The 17849-nt window shown below is 38.7% G+C and carries 9 protein-coding genes; 8 read left to right on the plus strand and 1 reads right to left on the minus strand.

All coding sequences use genetic code 11. The features are described from left to right. Positions 1 to 10 precede the first annotated feature (10 nt). The 4 genes from LB467_RS03170 (at position 11) to LB467_RS03185 (ending at position 7563) form a co-directional block, all read left to right on the plus strand. Positions 11 to 1327 carry a sugar porter family MFS transporter gene (locus tag LB467_RS03170; RefSeq protein WP_224472570.1) on the plus strand — a complete coding sequence of 439 codons (1317 nt, stop codon included), beginning with the start codon at positions 11 to 13 and terminating at the stop codon, positions 1325 to 1327. Between the two features lie 329 nt (positions 1328 to 1656). Next, complete coding sequence (locus LB467_RS03175) at positions 1657 to 5598, plus strand: hypothetical protein (protein WP_224472571.1); 3942 nt, start codon at positions 1657 to 1659, stop codon at positions 5596 to 5598. A gap of 16 nt (positions 5599 to 5614) precedes the next feature. Then, entirely contained in the window at positions 5615 to 5974 is a 360-nt protein-coding gene (locus LB467_RS03180) for a hypothetical protein (protein WP_224472572.1), read from the plus strand. 11 nt (positions 5975 to 5985) lie between these two features. After that, positions 5986 to 7563 (plus strand): FAD-binding protein, encoded by a 1578-nt coding sequence (locus LB467_RS03185; protein WP_224472573.1) that lies wholly within the window; start codon positions 5986 to 5988, stop codon positions 7561 to 7563. A 27-nt stretch (positions 7564 to 7590) separates the two neighbouring features. Here LB467_RS03185 and LB467_RS03190 read toward each other — a convergent pair whose 3' ends face one another. Beyond that, positions 7591 to 9033, minus strand: a complete 1443-nt coding sequence (locus LB467_RS03190) for a toll/interleukin-1 receptor domain-containing protein (RefSeq protein WP_224472574.1) — start codon at positions 9031 to 9033, stop codon at positions 7591 to 7593. Between the two features lie 639 nt (positions 9034 to 9672). Between LB467_RS03190 and LB467_RS03195 the strand changes: the two genes are divergently transcribed. The 4 genes from LB467_RS03195 to LB467_RS03210 all read left to right on the plus strand — a co-directional run bounded on the left by LB467_RS03195 (position 9673) and on the right by LB467_RS03210 (position 17115). Then, the gene (locus tag LB467_RS03195) at positions 9673 to 10362 is read left to right on the plus strand and encodes a hypothetical protein (protein ID WP_224472575.1); all 690 of its coding nucleotides are present in this window, start codon (positions 9673 to 9675) and stop codon (positions 10360 to 10362) included. A gap of 10 nt (positions 10363 to 10372) precedes the next feature. Next, positions 10373 to 10669 carry a hypothetical protein gene (locus LB467_RS03200; protein ID WP_224472576.1) on the plus strand — a complete coding sequence of 99 codons (297 nt, stop codon included), beginning with the start codon at positions 10373 to 10375 and terminating at the stop codon, positions 10667 to 10669. A 122-nt stretch (positions 10670 to 10791) separates the two neighbouring features. Beyond that, entirely contained in the window at positions 10792 to 11586 is a 795-nt protein-coding gene (locus LB467_RS03205) for a DUF5995 family protein (RefSeq protein WP_224472577.1), read from the plus strand. Between the two features lie 90 nt (positions 11587 to 11676). Further along, on the plus strand, positions 11677 to 17115 hold the full coding sequence (locus LB467_RS03210; protein ID WP_224472578.1) for a DUF7379 domain-containing protein: 5439 nt from the start codon (positions 11677 to 11679) through the stop codon (positions 17113 to 17115). Positions 17116 to 17849 lie beyond the last annotated feature (734 nt).

Here is a 17849-nt window from a genome sequence, read left to right on the forward strand (position 1 = left end):
AAATTTATCTATGGGTCTAAGTAAGAAGCTCCTTACCGGGGCAATTGTCTCGAGTTTAGGAGGCTTGTTATTCGGTTTCGATACAGCAGTCATTTCAGGAGCAGAGCAAGGGCTAAAGGTCTTTTTCGATCTTGATGCCATTGCTCACGGCTTTACAAATTCTATAGCTTTAATAGGGACAATTATAGGAGCAATTTTTGCTTTTCTACCAGCCCAGTACTGGGGAAGAAAAAAATCCTTATTAATTATAGGTGCTTTTTTCGGATTATCAGCTTTAGGTTGTGCCTTTACCAGTAACTGGGAGCTTTTTTTGTTTTTCAGGTTTTTAGGAGGACTTGGCGTTGGCGCCTCGTCAGTAATAGCACCAATGTATATTTCAGAAATTTCGCCCTCCACCCATAGAGGCAGGTTAGTTGGGTTATTTCAGTTTAGTATAGTATTTGGAATTCTGTTAGCGTTTATTTCTAATTATTTTCTGAAGATCCAAATATCAGTTGATGCTTGGAGATGGATGTTGGGAGTAGAGGCAATACCGGCGTTGATCTTTTTTATATTAACCTTTTTTATACCTAAAAGCCCTCGTTGGCTTATACTTAAGGGGAATGATGAACAAGGTCTTAAAATTCTTGAGGATTTAGGTGATTTGGAGGCAAAAGAGACTTTAGATAGAATTAAAGGATCTCTAAGTCAAAATAAAGTAAAGGAAAAACTATTTCAAAAGAAGTATTATAAGCCTATTTTGTTGGTCTTTTTGATGGCAACCTTTAATCAATTTTCAGGAATTAATGCAATTATGTATTATGCCCCCCGAATATTTGAAATGTCAGGAATAGCAAAAGATAGTGCATTCTTACAAGCCGCGTCAGTAGGATTCGTGAATATGATCTTTACCATATTTGCCATGAGCCTTATAGATAAGATAGGACGGAAAAAGCTGATGCTTTGGGGCTCTATTGGAATGATAATAAGTTTAGTTTTTAGTACTTTATTTCTCAATCAGCCGGAAATCGGAAAAGGTCTGTTAATCATTCCTATTCTAACATTTATCGCAAGTTTTGCTTTTTCGCAGGGTGCGGTAATCTGGGTTTTTATTTCGGAGATTTTTCCTAACAGGGTAAGAGCTTCGGGACAATCTTTTGGGACTTTTATTCACTGGTTTTGGGCTGCGGTCTTAACCTGGTTATTTCCGGTAATAGCAGCTTTACCAAATGGAGGAAGTTATGCCTTTGGCTTTTTTGCTATAGCAATGATCTTTCAATTGATATTTGTATTAAAATTATTCCCGGAAACAAAGGGTAAATCTTTGGAGGAAGAAATAAAAGAATAATTATTTGAGTGTAATTAGCAGAGTGTAAAGGGCCTGGTGGAAACACCGGGCTTTTTACTTAATGCTTGAAAATTCCAGGAGGGTCGGATTCCGGAGTAGACAGCCATTTCTTTTCTCCTGCTTTTTATTTTTTAATCCCTCATTGAGGGTTTAATTCCCCGAGGCTTGCCCCAAGGTTCTTGATTATTCTGAAAAGCTTTTAATAGCGTATATTTTAAAAATTTATAATCAAAAAAAATGTAAAAAACTGGTAATGAGAAGTTACGGAATTTTAAAAGGAATATTTTGTAACTTAAACAAAGTAATGAAGGCTCTAAAAACTATATGCCATGCCGGTCTCATCATTGCTTTCAGCCATCAGAAAACCCAGACTTTCCAATCAAAAACTGTTTGGCCTAATCACCTTTGCTATACTGGCAATTGCCGCCCTGGGTGCCAGCTATTATTTCTACATTCAAAATAACCAATCTTATTTAAGAGAGTATAAACTGCAAACCCTGGATTCCTATTTTGAACAGGTTTCCAAAAAACTTAATAATGATTTTCTCCGGGTACATTCGTTAAGAAATATTAGTGAAAGTAATTCAGGTGAAAACTTACCTCCTGTTACAATTGATCCAGAGAAAGAAAAGCAAATTTTAAGCAAAGCCGGAAGTACAGTTCTTTTAAAAAATGATTTTGATGAATTTATTATAAGAGTCATTTATAAAGAAGAGCCTCTTAAAACCAGCAGTTCTTACAGCATTCCCGGAAATATCTTATTAGATAGTATTTATAGAACCGATCCGCTTAACCTGGGCACTGTAACCAACCTGGATGTGATGGGGGAGGAGTACAAACTGTTTGCAAGAAGATACCAGTATAAGGATAACGTTGAAATCCAGATGATTGGCTTAATTGAAGGAGATCATTACAAAAAGCTTACACGACAACTGGACCCCTGGATAATCGCACTCCTGGCTACATTTCTCCTGGTATGCCTCTTTGGAATGCCATTCCTCAAAATGCTGTTTATTGCTGAAGATGAAAGCCTTTCAAGAACAGATATTATCATTGCTGGTTTTGCAGTTCTTATAGGCTCTCCATTAATCTTTGCTGTGTTTCTATCTATGATGAGCTATCTTCAGGATTATTATACTACCATTCCAAAACAGCTTTATAGTATTGGAAGTCAGATAGAAAGTAAATTTGAGGCTGAAAATACTGAGGCAGTCCAGCGACTGAAGAATTTAAATCTAAAACCTTACGATAACCAGCTAAGTTCAAATGATTCGATTCAATTTTTTGAAGCTGAGGGGGAAGATGTACAACTTAGAAAAAATTTTAAATACATAAGTAAAATTGATTCATCGGGCCAAACCATTTATCATATCAATTTTATTCGGGAACCACCTATTGACAGCGTTCCACGAAACCTGGCAGGTAGAAGCTATTTCAAAGATTATATGGCATCTAAGGGTATGTGGTCTACCATACAGGGAGTAAAATATGTTATGCGTCCTGTTGTTTCTATAGAGGATGCTTCAGAAGAAGCTGTATATATGATGCAGGATACTACCAGTGATGGGGGCTATTATAAAGTTGGAAGTTCCCAGTTATCCTCGGTTCATAATACTGTTCTTCCATTTGGCTATGAGTTCGCCATCATCGACGAAGATGGAGAAGTGTGGTTTCATTCTGAACCTTCAAAAGCAACCCTGGAAAATTTCTTTATCCTTAGCCGGGACAATAATGATTTAAAAGCTGCAATTTTGGGCAGGGTTGCAGCTACAGGCCGGTTTGATTATCACGGACAGAGAAAAAGATATCAAAGCTTTCCAATTGCCGGTACCGACCTAAGTGTGGTCGCATTTTATGATGTTGCCCTACTTCGTTTAAAAATCTCTGAAGCCTTATCTATTACTAGTATCGCAATATTCTGGGCCTTCCTTTTTTCTGCACTTATTTGCCTGCTCACTGTTATTCTTAGAAACCCCAGGAAAGGACTTTACCAATATCAGGATTTTCTTTTTGATTTTTTGCTTCCTAAAAAACGAAATCATAAAAAGTACATACTACTAAGTGTTACGTTTATTTCATTTTTACTTTTAATGATACTCATAACACAAATAATCAATTTCCCGCCTTCTTCCGCATTCATTGCGAGCTTATTATTCATTATCTGGTCTTACGCTATGGTATATTACTCGCTTCACCCCGATCATCACTCCAGGGGATTTAGCTTTTCTATAAGGGACCTGTTTCTTTTTTCTGCAATTGTATTTCTTAACCTTTTATTATGGAATGAAGGATCTCAAAATATCCGGCTTTTTCTGCTGGCTGTTTTTGTTCAAATCCTGTGCCTTGTGTTTTTTATTAAACCTTTTTGGAAATCAAAAAGAAGATCCATAGTGAAGCGTATTTCATTTTTGAAAAAAAAGTTAAGATTTCCTTATCAATATTGGTACGCGATATTTCTTTTTAGCTGGTTATTAATTTCCTCTGTGCTTCCAACATTTATTTTTTATACAAAAGCAGAAAAACTGGAGGAAATGATATGGATTAAAACAAGTCAGTTCTATATGACCAGGAATTTTTTGGAGAAAGAAAAAGATCTAAAAACCAATCTTCCTCCAATAAATGATAAAGAAGAAGAATTTCACGCTCTCTACAGACACCATCTTTTAAATGGACTTTATTTGAATAATAAAGACAGACTTTACAAGGCTGCAAGAGGAGAAGATGATCTTTATGAGCCTAACAGGTTTAGGCAGCTTTTGTGGTCCAGTCGTCCTATTTATAACGAAAAAATAAGGCCTTACCAGGCAATGGTTTATAAAAGAGCCTATGACGGAAGCTGGCAAAGTGCGGAGAAAATTGGAGGGATTAATTTTCAAATTCCAGATCTCAGCGAACAGGATTCAGTGGTCTTTTCCGAGCATTTTTCTGACTCTCTTGCAGAAAGGAGTATTGGAAACTACAGTTCTTTCGAAGAGATCCAAAAATATCTTTCTATCCTAACCTGGGTGGGATGCGGTATAATAATATCAATTCTTTTTGCCTTGATTTTGTTTTATTTGGATAGGTTTTTTGGCTTCAGATTTAGAGAGTTGAAACCAAATGATTTTGATACCGACAGGGATTATCTTCTTAGATTCACAGATGTTCTTCAAAGGCCAGATACTAATCACGGGATATTGCTAATAGGATTACCTTTTTCGGGAAAAAGTCGTTTTGCAGGAGAGATCGTGGAAAAATCTGAATATAATAAATTTGTGACTTTATCCTTTCTGCAACTTGATAAACTCAAACCCGATACCAGTATTGAAGATTGTTACAAAGTTCTTTCTGTAAATTGGCCAGACGAGAAACTTTCCTGCCGTCAATGGGAAGATGAAATCGAGGTTTTTATACTTGAACATTTAGAGCATGATGTAAAATCTTTTGATTCAAACCGAATAAAATTGCGACTCATTTGTCACCTGATAGCCAAAAAGAAACGGTTAATTCTTACTTCTGAAATTTATCCCAGCCAGATTTTGGCTTTTTATCAGGATCAGCTAGAAATCCAGGAGAGCAAAAATGCTGAATTGACAAGCGATTTTTTCTCCTGGCGAAATATCCTGAGCGCTTTCCCTCAGGTTTTAATAGGAATTACTGATGCAAAAGATAAGGTGCTTAAAAAACTAAACAGTGATTTATCTTCCAATACAAAAGATTGGAGAGTGAAAAGATTAATAGCCCAGGAATTAGGTTATAGTAATTTTCTGCCCACTCTGGCTCCTGTAATTTTTGCAAAGACTAAGTTTTTAAATCCTGATTCTCATATTGATTACCAGCGTATGATAGTGCATATTCAAAATCTTAGCTACGGCTATTATACAGATATTTGGAATTCCATGCCCAGCCGGGAACGTTATATGGTTTATGATCTTGCAAAAGATGGTTTTTTAAATATTAAAAACGGAAATTCTTTGTTCACTCTCATGAAAAAGGGCCTTATTATCTGGAGGGACAGACCGGTAATTTTTAATAACAGCTTTAGAAATTTTATTATTTCCTCGGTATCATCGTCAGAGGCATTGCATCTGGAAATAAAAAACAGGGGTCAGGGTTCCTGGGGTACTATTCGTATTGTAATTTATCTTGTCATTTTTACAATTATCGTATTCATATTACTTGGTGAACCAGATCTAATAAAAGATTTTGAAACGCTTATTGGTGCTTTGGGAGGTATTGGAGTATTAATACCCGTGATAAGTTCCGTTTTAGCTAAAAGTGGACAAAAGTAATCTTAATTATAATGATATGAGAACAGTAAAAATCTTTCTTGTTGCAATCGCCCTGAGTTTTACCACACTCAGTACTTCCTGTGTAAGTACCCGTGTGGAAGCAAGTCCCTATCAGGATACTTTTGAAAATCTGGAATGTCAATCCCAGTCCAGCTGGAGTTACTGGTGGGGCCTGAAACAGAAAAGAATTGATGTAAACCCCGGAACAGAGGGAGTTATCTGCCCCTGTGCCGAAAGCTCCTTATCCTGGGTGGGTGTGAAATCGTCCTTAACAGATTTGCTGTTAAGCCTGGCCACAGTAGGAATAGTAAACCACAGGACCGTCACCTATGGCTGCTCCAGACCTTCAAACGGGGAAGTTGATCTTGATAATTAAAAACAAATGCTATGTTACCAAAAGGCATCGTTTCTTTACCTATTGAAAAATGGACAAATAAGCACCAAAATTTCACACATCCTCTTGTGAAAAATGCATCATTTAAGCTCTACAACCCGCCCGGGGAGAATTACAGGGAACGTTATTTAAGTACGACCAGAAATTTCCAGTGGTTAATAAAGCATGCTGAGGAGAACAACTTAAAGCTTCGTGCAATGGGTAGTGGATGGTCTTTCTCAAAAGTGGGGGTTACCCAGGGCGGGATAGTTGATACAGCCGCTCTTAATTTTTCTTTTCCACTTAAAGAAAGGTATGTGAATTCTCAATATGCAGGTGCTATAGATGACTTATATTTCCTGCAATGCGGCACAATAATTCATGAAATTACCAGGAGGTTGGCGGCTAAAAAACCTCCCCGATCCATTAAAGCTTCAGGAGCCAGCAATGGACAAACCATAGCAGGAGCCTTTTCTACAGGTACACATGGAGCGGCCATTAGGGTAGGCGCCGTACAGGATACGGTAGTGGGTCTGCATATAATTACGGGAGCTAACCGGCATGTATGGCTTGAAAGAGCCTCTCATCCTGTTGCTTCAAGGGAGTTTGTGGAATGGCTGGGAGCCGAATTTATCCGGGATGATGCTATTTTTAATTCGGCCCTGGTAAGTTTTGGCAGCTTTGGGTTTATTCACGGGGTAATGATAGAAACTGAACCTATTTTTTTACTGGAAGAGCACAAAATAGGAAATATACCCTACGGCAATTCTTTAAAAAAGGCGATGCGCCATCTTGACTTTTCCGATTTGCCTATAGAAGACTTTACAACAAGCAAGGAATTATATCATTTTGAAGTACTATTTAACCTGCACGATTTTGAACCCGGTAATGCAGATAAAGGGGCATATATCAAATGTATCTATAAAAAGCCCTATTTATTGCCTTACCAGAGGCCCCAACGCAGTAATGATTTTACATATGGGGACGATTTGCTGGGAATAATTTCCACCCTACTTGATAGATTGGGTTCAGGTTCCCGCCTTCTAATACCTGTGATGGTTAATACCTTGTTTAAAATGGCTTTTAGCCCGGAACCTCCCAAAACAGCAACTTTGGGAGACTTATTTGATTACACCAAATTCAGGGGGAAAATTGCCAGTGCGGCTATTGGGATTGATAGTAAGGACTCCCCTGAGGTAGTTGAGCTTATTATAGATATTAATAAGAAATACCCTTTTCCCGGAGGCCTTGCATTACGTTACGTAAAAGGTACAAAAGCAAAATTGGGATTTACAAAATTCCCAATCACTTGTGTACTGGAGATGGACGGCGTAGATGGAGAAAGCGCCAAGGTCTTTTTTACGGCGGTATGGGCTAAACTGGAGGAGTTAAAGTTTGCCTATACTTTACATTGGGGTAAGATCAATTTTATTCTCAACAAAGAAAGAGTTCTCAATATGTATGGTAAAGAAGCTATGGATACCTGGATTAGGAGCAGGAATATGCTTCTTTCTGCTCCTGCTTTAGAGATCTTTGATAGTGAATTTATTGCAAAATGTGGTTTGAATAAAATACAGAATTTGGAGGATTAACTGAAAGCCATCTAGTAACTTCGAGGATTAATAATTCCAGGAAATTCCCAGCCTCGCGGCCCGCTCTGCCATTTCATCTTCCCAGGCACCTCCCCAGGAACTCCGTTGTCTACCCGCATTATTTACCGGTTGATTTGCACCCGACAAATTACTCATGCTTATACCGGCTAAATGAGTTAAAATAGCATTCCAGTCAATACTTGAAATCCTTTCTGTAAGGATTTGATCCAGCGAAATTATTTCTTCGCGCTCCAGGTTTTGCAGCAGAAATTGCAGGTATGGATTTAAGTCCATATTAATAAGCAATACTCCAAACTTCGAATAGTAGATATGGTTAATTTGTTGAAGAGCAGAGAAACAAAGGTAACTGTCATCTACCCAACCAACCGGTCCCAGGCTGTCATCCCGGATATCATTTGCTTCAAAATAGTAGGAAGTAACATAATCCAGTACCGGAAGAAAATGTGGCATTAAGCCTTCCTGTTCTGCAAATACACAGGCTTGATTTAGCAGGTTGAGGCCATCTGCAGTTACATTTATAATGTTCTGGATAAGTTCTGTTCTTTCAATATCTGTTAAGTCGGGCTGCTTTTCCCTTAAATAATTAATTGAAGCAGTCGCTGTATATTCTTTTTCGATGATGCTGTGAAAATTCAATCGCAGGTTTTCAAGACCTGAATACTGGAATGGCTGCAGTAGAGAAGCCGGTATCAAATATTGAAAGGAACCTGTTTTTGTCTCAGTATCCTTTTTTGAAAAATAATCGTCCAGTTTTGGCTTTAAGATCTTAAAGGCTTCGGGGTCTGATTTTTCAAGCTTATACAGGCCGGAGATGAATTGATCTGTTAGTTCCTTGTTACCGGAATCCTTAAGCGCCTCTACCTGGTTCATGATCCTGTTGATCCACGAACTGCGGTCTGCGTTCTGGTCTCTCACATTTCTATAATTTATTAGATATTTATTATACCCCTGCATTTTTCTAAGGATCTCGTTCTTTTCAGCAAAGCCATCTTTTACTTCTTTAGGTAATCTTTTATTTTCAACAGCCTGCAGCGAGGAATATAATTCCATGATACCAGTATGATGGTTGCGAAATTCTATCCATAAAAGATTTTTCCCGGTAAGTTCCCGCAGTTTTTCCCCCAGGGCTTTTGAAGTGTCCCCTTTCTCATCAAATTGGAAATAGCAGGGAATTACAGATACCCCGTATTCTACAGCCCATTTAATTTCCTGTTGTACATTTTCGCTTTTAAGAGCATTTTCTGTCCATACAAGGATAAGAAAATCAGATTCTTTAATCCTGTGCTTCAGTTCCCCGTCAATATCCACTCCCGGATTCATATTTTCAAAATCTATCCAAACATGGGCACAATTTAGCCCCCTTAAACCGTCTGCAATAATCATGGTTTCTCTCTTGTCTTTCCAGGAATGACTTATTAAAACCTTCGGAATAAATTCTGATAGAGGCATAAGAATAATATTTGAATAGAACCTTATAAAAATACTTAATTATATTGATTTTCAGGTAATTAAAATTTGGTTTTGGCTGAAGGATGCTCAATATAACTCAGAGAATATGGAAGATATTTTTTAGAAAAAACTTTCAGAAAAAAGCATAATTTCTGATGGATTTCAGCTTTAGAGAACCCGGATGATATGGTTTATTACATGAAAACTTTCAGTAAATATTACCAGGGGAATGAATTAAATCTTCCAGGATGTCGGCATTATTTGTTAAGGGTCTTATAAATGTCCCTGGCCATCCTATTATTTAAAATTGGTTGATTTGCAAGCCATTACAGCATCTTTTTTTTAATAAAAATCAAAGGAAATACTTAACAGGTGTTAATAATGTATTTGTTTTTTATATATTTATTATAAGAAAATCATTTTCAAGGTTTACTTTCCTGATCCCCAACATTCCTCCCCCGGAATGAGAAATGATAATTATTTTAAAATTACAGGCAGATCCCCATATTAAGTAAAGATAACAACAGATAATATCAACATTTTGAGCTTATAACAGTCTTCGTTAGAAGTAACATTTGGTTTAACACCGGGCTTGAATATCTGGTTTGGATTAATAAGAGAAACTAACATTCAATCGATATGAAAAATACAGGCGCAATAAAAAAAGGACAGTTAATAGCAGCCTTTATTTTTATTTTGGTTCTTTTCTCCTCTTGCGCAAGTATTCCGCGGGAGGCTCCACTCCTGTCTAGGGAACTGGGAATGCAGATCCAGGAACTGGAAAGTTCGCATCTTAATCTCGTGAAGCTATACTTTAACAAGGAACGCAGTCAGATAAAAAATTTTATAGATGAACAATGGCTGCCGGTCTATGCCGGCAATTTTTTCGAGAATGAGAACATAAGCAAGGTGTGGGAACAGGTTGTTGAATCCAATGATAAAAATGACCGGCTGGAATTTATTGTACGTACCTCACCGGTGCTGCAGCAGGAGGTTAATAACAAATACAGGGAATTAACTGAGCCGTTGGACAGGCTGGAAGCAGAGTTGATGCTGGCAATTCAAGATAAATACTCAAACCTTAAGAGTATAAACAACACGCTTACATCCTATTTATTCTCTGCTACAGAAGTAGAGGAAAACAGGCAGAGATATCTGGATATTATTGGGGTGACAGATCAAAAGGTGAATTCTGCGATTAACAACCTGGAAGCATTTACATCAGATTTAACCACCAAAGCGACTAAGGTAGAGACAGATGTGGAGGAATTTGAAGAAAGATTTCAGAATTATAAAAACAAAATTGAAAGACTACTCTCCAATTTTTAAATAGATAATTATGGGAAAGACCTCTAAAATTGATTGGGATAAATTCAGCAGGGATGTAAAAGAAGCATCCGTGGAAGCTGCTGCTAAAACAGATAAGGATCTGGCGGTGGAAATGGCTTCCATTACGAGCCTTACTCAGGCAGAGATACTGGAAATTTTTCCTGAAAGAACTGATATGGAAGATTTTTCTGAATTGATGAAAATTGTAAAGTCCGGTACCTCCAGAAATGAAAAGATCAATAAAATTGTGGCAAATTCTGAGCGTTTTGGAAATGTAATTATCTCCCTGCTAGGAAAGGTGATATAGTTTATAGCAATAAATATCAAAACTAAAACTTAGTCTGATTCCTATGGGGTTAAAATTTATTTTCAGAAAAGAATGAAAATATTGAAGAACTTCTCCTGTAGCAAATTATAAAATATAACCCAATGAAAGAGTTAAACAGTACAGACGACGTCCTTAAGGTACTGGATGATATCATCCAGGTTTCTGAACGAACCAATGATCCCCGCGGGTATTTTGCGGTAATCTACAGGCGGGTAACCTGGAAAGTTAAAGAAGGGATTGAAACGGGGTATTTTGATGATACAGAAAGGATGGAGAAACTGGATATAATTTTTGCCAAAAGATATTTTGATGCCTATTATGAGTATGAAGCTAATGGCCGGGCCACCGCTTCCTGGGAATTAGCTTTTTTATATGCCCGCAAGTATTGGCCTGTAATTCTTCAGCATTTGCTTATTGGGATGAATGCCCATATTAATCTTGACCTTGGAATTGCTGCTGCAGAGGTTTCTAAAAAAAAGAATATTGAAGATTTAAGGGATGATTTTTACAGGATAAATTATATTCTGGCGAGTCTGGTAGATGAGGTGCAGGATAACCTCTCAACCATCTGGAAGCCATTACGCCCGTTACTTAAAAAGACGGGAAAATATGATAACATGGTGGTGGATTTTAGTATGGAATTGGCCAGGGATGGTGCCTGGAGATTTGCAAAGGAACTGGCGGCTAAAAAAGAATCTGAAAAAGACGAATGTATTGCCTTACGTGACCAGACAATTGCAAAAAAGGCAAATTTGGTCACCAATCCCGGAATGCTTGGTAATATTTTGCTGGGTTTAGTCAGGCTGGGGGAGAAGGGGTCTGTTTCAGCCAAGTTGGAAAAACTGAAATATGTAAGTGACGAAAGATCCGTAAACCAGAGTGTCCTGTCTCCCTAATCCAGATGTATTTATTTTTTATAGGTTAACTGCCCCTCCATAGTTTGTTAAGAAAATAAAGGATTATGTAAACTATCAATCATTTTTTCTATGGAACCAATTAATAAACTGGTTGTTTATGGCACAAAGTTGCCTACGGAAGAGACCGATCTGGATATTTATGAACTGGAAATAGGAAACAGGGACGTTACCAGTACTCATGAAATCGACTTAAAAGGAAATCACAAGCTCCTGGAACTGGTACTTGGTGATGAAGAGGAAACTACGTGGTTTTGTGATGCCTCTACTTTGCATGAAGTTTTTCCCGAACTGGACTCTGCTCTAAGGACTTCCGGTACCAGGGAGGATAAGGAGGATGTTTTCGTAATCCCCGCTACTATAGAAGCCCCGGCAACTGAAAGGGGAATTATTGGTAAGATCGCGGTGAAGCTGCTTAAAGTTTTTACCAGGAAAAAAATTGACGAAAGCTTGGAGAACCTGGCCAGGAAACTGGAGGATAAGCATCTGTTGCACAGCATTTCAGAAGATAATAAAATTTGGGATAAAATTTCAAAAGAGGATTATCTCGCTAAAGGTGCTGCTTTGTTTTCGCTCAATGAGAAATTTCAAATCCAGGAATTTCAGCAAAAGGATGTTAAAAAACCCTTTCTACTTTTTATTCACGGAACAAATTCAAATACCCTTGGAGCCTTTTCACAGCTTCAGAATTCATCAGCGTGGGAAACAATAAAACAGGTTTATGGCTCAAATGTGATTGCTTTTCAGCACAGAACACTTACTGAAAGTCCGCTGGAAAATGCGGTTAAACTGGCAGAAATGCTACCTGATAATGCAGTGGTCCATCTAATAACCCATTCCCGGGGAGGTCTTATTGGAGATATTTTATGTAAATACAGTTCAAACGGAAAAGCGTCTTCAGGTTTTGCAAATCACCATATAGATCTGTTGGAAAAAGAAGGGGACCGGAAAAGGGATATTCGGAATATTGAAGCTCTTAATAAAATTTATCTGAAGAAGAAAATAAGGCTTGCCAAATACATTCGGGTGGCCTGCCCCGCGGCGGGAACCCAGCTTGCATCCAAACGCCTGGATCACATCCTGAACGTTTTCTTCAATCTTACCGGTGGGATTCTAGGTGATATTTTGAAGGAGTTGATTTCCACTGCTTTAGATAAGAAACATGATGCAGAGGTTTTACCGGGACTTGAAGCTATGAACCCTGGTTCTGTATTTTTAAAAGTACTTAATGATCCTTTGGAAGAAACTGCTATTGAGGGCGAAAACCTGGCAGTGATCTCGGGCAATGGGAAGGTGAATTTATCCGGGCATGGATTGCTGGTTATTCTTGGTAAGTTATTTTACTGGAAGCGGAATGACCTTGTGGTGAATACAGATTCCATGTATTTAGGGGTAAGGCGAAAAAATCATATTCAATACTTTTTTGCCCAGGGTACTGAGGTTAATCACGTAAAGTATTTTCACAATTCTCAAACTACTGAAGCTATAAATCTCGCTTTAAAAGCTGCAGAGGGAGAAATGATCCCCGGATTCAAAGCAATTCCTCAATACGAAATCCCCGGGACAGACCGTGCTCTAATTGACCACGGGGAACTGTACCCCGAATCCTTTCCGCCCAGGGGCAACAAACCTGTTGTTATTCTGCTTCCCGGAATTATGGGTTCCAACCTGACGCGGGAAGGAAAAGAGATATGGCTTCACTATGGGCGTATTCTTACAGGCGGACTCATGAATTTGAGAATTTCCAATGTGAACAGTATTTATGCAGATTCTGTAGTGAGAACTTCTTACTATAAAATGTATAAGTGGTTGAAAAGGAAATACGATGTGGTGGTACATCCTTTTGACTGGCGCAAACCGATGCAGGAAAGTGCAAATGATCTAAATGATAAGATCAGGATCCTTTTAAAGTTAGGGCAGCCAATTAAGATTATAGGCCATTCGATGGGCGGGGTTTTGGTTCGGGATTTTATAGTTTACCACAATGATACCTGGGAGGCACTTAATGCTTCCAGGGATTTCAGGATGATCTTTTTAGGTTCTCCATTGGGCGGGTCCCACAGGATACTCGGCGTTTTATTCGGGAAAGATGCCATTATAAACAAACTTAGCAAACTGGATCTTTTCAACACTAAAAGAGGCTTGCTTAAAATGTTCTGTAAATTTCCGGGGATCTTAAGCCTTTTACCTCTTACAACAGGATCTAAGGATGATTTTGCTAAGGTAGAGACCTGGGAAAAGATGCGGGAATATTTTGGGGATAAAAAATGGCCTCTTCCATCAACTGAAGATCTAGAAGCTTTCCGAATCTACCGTGATAAAGTCCTTGACAGTAAAAAGAACATAGACTATTCCAATATGGTTTATGTAGCCGGAAAGGATAAGAGGACCCCCTGTGATTATTACCTGGAAGAAACTAATCCAGGGAAACAATTGCATCTTCTTTATACAGGTGAGGGAGACCAGAGCGTAACCTGGGAACTGGGTATTCCTAAAGAAATGGCTGCAGAATCTGTTTATTATATCAATGTTTCTCATGGAGTTCTGGCTAGTGAGCCGGATATTTTTAATGGAATCGAAGAAATCCTTTCCACCGGAAAAACCCGGCTTTTTTCAAATTCAAAACCCATTTTAAGGGGAGAGGAAAAAATATTCAGGGCCGAGCCAGAAATAGATTTTGATCTTTCTCCGGAAGGATTGGAGAAAACCATACTTGGAATAGGAGAAGTAAGAAATCCCGCAAGCACCAGGATCCCGGTTTCGGTTACTGTGAGCAACGGCGATCTTCGCTACGCTTCTTTCCCGGTACTTGCCGGGCATTTTGCACAGGACGGAATCCTTTATGCCGAAAAAACTATAGACACTTATCTCCACGGCAGCCTCACTTCAAGACATAGACTGGGGATTTACCCGGGGGAAATTGGCACCAACGCTTTTTTTGATAAAATGGATAAGAACGATTTTCATGGGGCTATTATCGTTGGACTTGGGGAGGCTGATCATTTAACTTCATTTCAACTCACCCGTACGGTAGAACAGGGGGTGCTAAAATACCTGTTAACCATTCGGGGCAAATCGGCTTCAAATAAAGGCATAGGAATTTCAGCCTTAATCATTGGTTGCGGCTTTGGGGGCTTATCTATCGAGAATTCCATAAAAGCCATTATTGATGGGGTTAACCGCGCCAACGAAAAACTTACTGTATTATTCAAAGAAGATTTTAAAACTATCCAGCATATTGAGTTTATAGAGCTTTATGCAAACCGGGCTTTAAATGCGATGTATGCACTTAACAAAATAGCCGTTAGTGAAAGCACAGGCTACAATATTATTCCTGGCCAAAAGAAAATAAAAAAGTTACTGGGAGTAAGAAAAATGATCCCGCTGGACAGTTCTGAAGGTTGGTGGAACAGGATCACGATTAAATTCAAACCAGAAAACCCTTTTACAAAAGAACCTGCCAGTATGGTCTTTGGTGCTTCTACTGCCGATTCCCGGGAAGAGGAAAACCAGTTGTACAGCAGCACCCCAATGATAGATCTTTTTATTTCCCAGATTTCCACACAAAATCAATGGTCTGCCTGTACTGCAAAAACTCTTTTTGAATTATTAATACCCAACGCCCTAAAGGAAATGCTGAAAAGGAAAGGTAATTTTTCCCTTATCCTGGACAATAAAACAGCATCTTATCCCTGGGAACTGCTTCAAGATGATACCATAAATGCCAAACCCATCTGTATAAATGCGGGAATGATAAGGCAACTTTCTACCAGAGATTACAGGGCAAATATCAGAAGAGTGGCAGAAAAAGGAGCCCTGGTCATTGCAGACCCTGTTTTGAACGACTATATCGGCCAGTTACCGGGTGCAAGAAAAGAGGGGCAGGTAGTGAAGGACACCCTTCAAAGTGCAGGTTACCCTGTGAAAGATCTTATACATACCCAGGCTTCCGGTATAATTACTGAACTTTTTTGCCGGGATTATACGATTATACACCTGGCAGGGCATGGAATCTTTGACCCTGAATCCCCCCGTAAATCGGGAATGGTGATAGGGAAAGAAGTGTTTTTAAGTGTCTTTGAAATTCAGCAGATGCCGGTAGTGCCCGAGCTGGTTTTTGTGAATTGCTGCCATCTTGGCTACAGCAGTTCCGTAGATGAGAAATTCTACCAGGACCGTTTCAGACTTGCTGCAAATTTAGGGACAGAACTTATTAGAATAGGAGTCAAGGCAGTAATTGCTGCTGGATGGGCGGTAGATGATATAGCGGCACATGACTTCGCAAGGGTCTTTTATTCCGCTATGTTCACAGGAGATCATTTTGGGGAAGCGGTAAAGAAGGCACGGAGCTATATTTATGATCATCACCCCGGTAACAATACCTGGGGCGCATATCAATGCTACGGGGAACCTTTTTTTAGGTTAAAAAGTGATTCTGAAAGAAGCGTCAGTCGGTCTCCAGGTTATATTGTTCCTGAAGAAGCAGAAATCGATCTTGAAAATCTTCTCAATCAATTACAAATGGGAATTAAAATAAATGAAAATCCCCTTGAAGAGCTTGCTCTCATAATTAATGCTGTAGACCGGGATGTATTTAAAACGGCTGATATTCTTGAAAAGCAGGCCCTGATATACCAGGAATTGGGGCAATATCCTGAGGCAATAGAGATCTTTGAAAACCTGTTATGTGAGGAAAAAGCCGATTTCTCCTTTTCCTGTATGGAAAAATACTGCAACATTAGGGTAAAACTCTATGTAAAGGAAATAATTGGCAACCCTAACAGCAGCCCTAAAGATAAAAAAGAAGCATATAATAAGATAAAAAGTGTGATAAAGGATCTTAATGTTTTGCTATCTACCGGTGCTACTGCAGAAAGACTGAGCATTCTTGGCAGTTCCTATAAAAGGTTATCCATGCTCGCACCAGATAAGGCAAAGCGGGTGAACGCCTATAAAATGGCCATAGCCTGTTATGAGGAAGCATATACACATCCAAAAAATTCCAATAGAATTTATTCTTTATCCAATGCCATTGAACTTGGCGTCCTTCTAGCCTTATCAGATAAAATTAAGGCCGGGGAGGGGTTTGAAGTTGAAGGGAAAAAATATAAGATCAGGTCGGCATCCGGGGCACGTAAAGAGCTGGAAAAGCGGAGACAGGAATTGAAACCGGAGCATGATGATGAACTGGATTACTGGGATATAGTAGCCAGCCTGAATATTGATTTCTGCCTTTTACTCATCACAGAGCAAAAAAATATTGAAGGTAAGTGGAAGGAAATTGTAGATAGTTATAACCACATATGGGAAAAAGCAGGTTCTCCGGGTAAAAAAACTGCCGAGCTGGAGCATTTGCAGTTTGTCACTAACGCCCTGCGTATGGCCGCCGGAACAGGGGAAACTATCACGGGGCACTCAAAGGGAATTTTCGACATTACCCACGCAGATCTCGTGGAGCATATAAATGAACTCAAGATAGCATTGAATGCTGTTCGAAAGAAAGGAAAGTAGAAAGGCTATAATAAGGATCATATTTCAAATCCATTTGACATTAATTTCTGAATATTATTTTTTCAGGGATGATTGCAGTTATCCATGCCTAGGGGAATTAAGGGCATATATAATTTAATCGTTTTATTTAAAGGATCTTTTGGTAAACAAAGCCATTAAAATTTTCATTCAATTTCGGTGCTATTTGATAGGCAAAAAGTGGAGTCGGAGGAACAACCGAAATTTCATATTTTCAGTGTTTACAGCACCTCTCAATAGGCCTCAAATTTTTGATCACCGAATTAGTCTCGCTTTAACATTTTTAACATATCTAGCTTAGCGAAAATTTAAACTCCTTTCATTTTCGACAATAGCAAGCTATAGAGTTCACTTCTTCTCTACGAAGTTCACTCCGTAAATTTCTGTAAGATAAATACTTAAAGAAATCTAAATTTTCCACATTAAAAAACATTAAAATTCTTAAAAATTTTAACAAATAAAGCTTGTTTCCGACTTTTTGAGTGCCTTACATTTGCAGCTTTAACGGAAAGCGCATATTGATTACGGTTTTCCGTAATTTTTTCTGTTTTGAGGCCGTATATTCGCGGCAGCTTAAAGAAAAAGTTAACATAAAATTGGCAAGAAGCGAGAGTTAATTATGTGACTCACTGTGGCGAAGCCATGTTAAAGTACGAGGTTTGAGGTGCGAGGTACGAAATTGAAAGTGCACGTCATTGCGAACCCGTTTTCGGGTG

The organism is Salegentibacter tibetensis, assembly GCF_020164485.1.
Taxonomy (GTDB): Bacteria; Bacteroidota; Bacteroidia; order Flavobacteriales; family Flavobacteriaceae; genus Salegentibacter; species Salegentibacter tibetensis.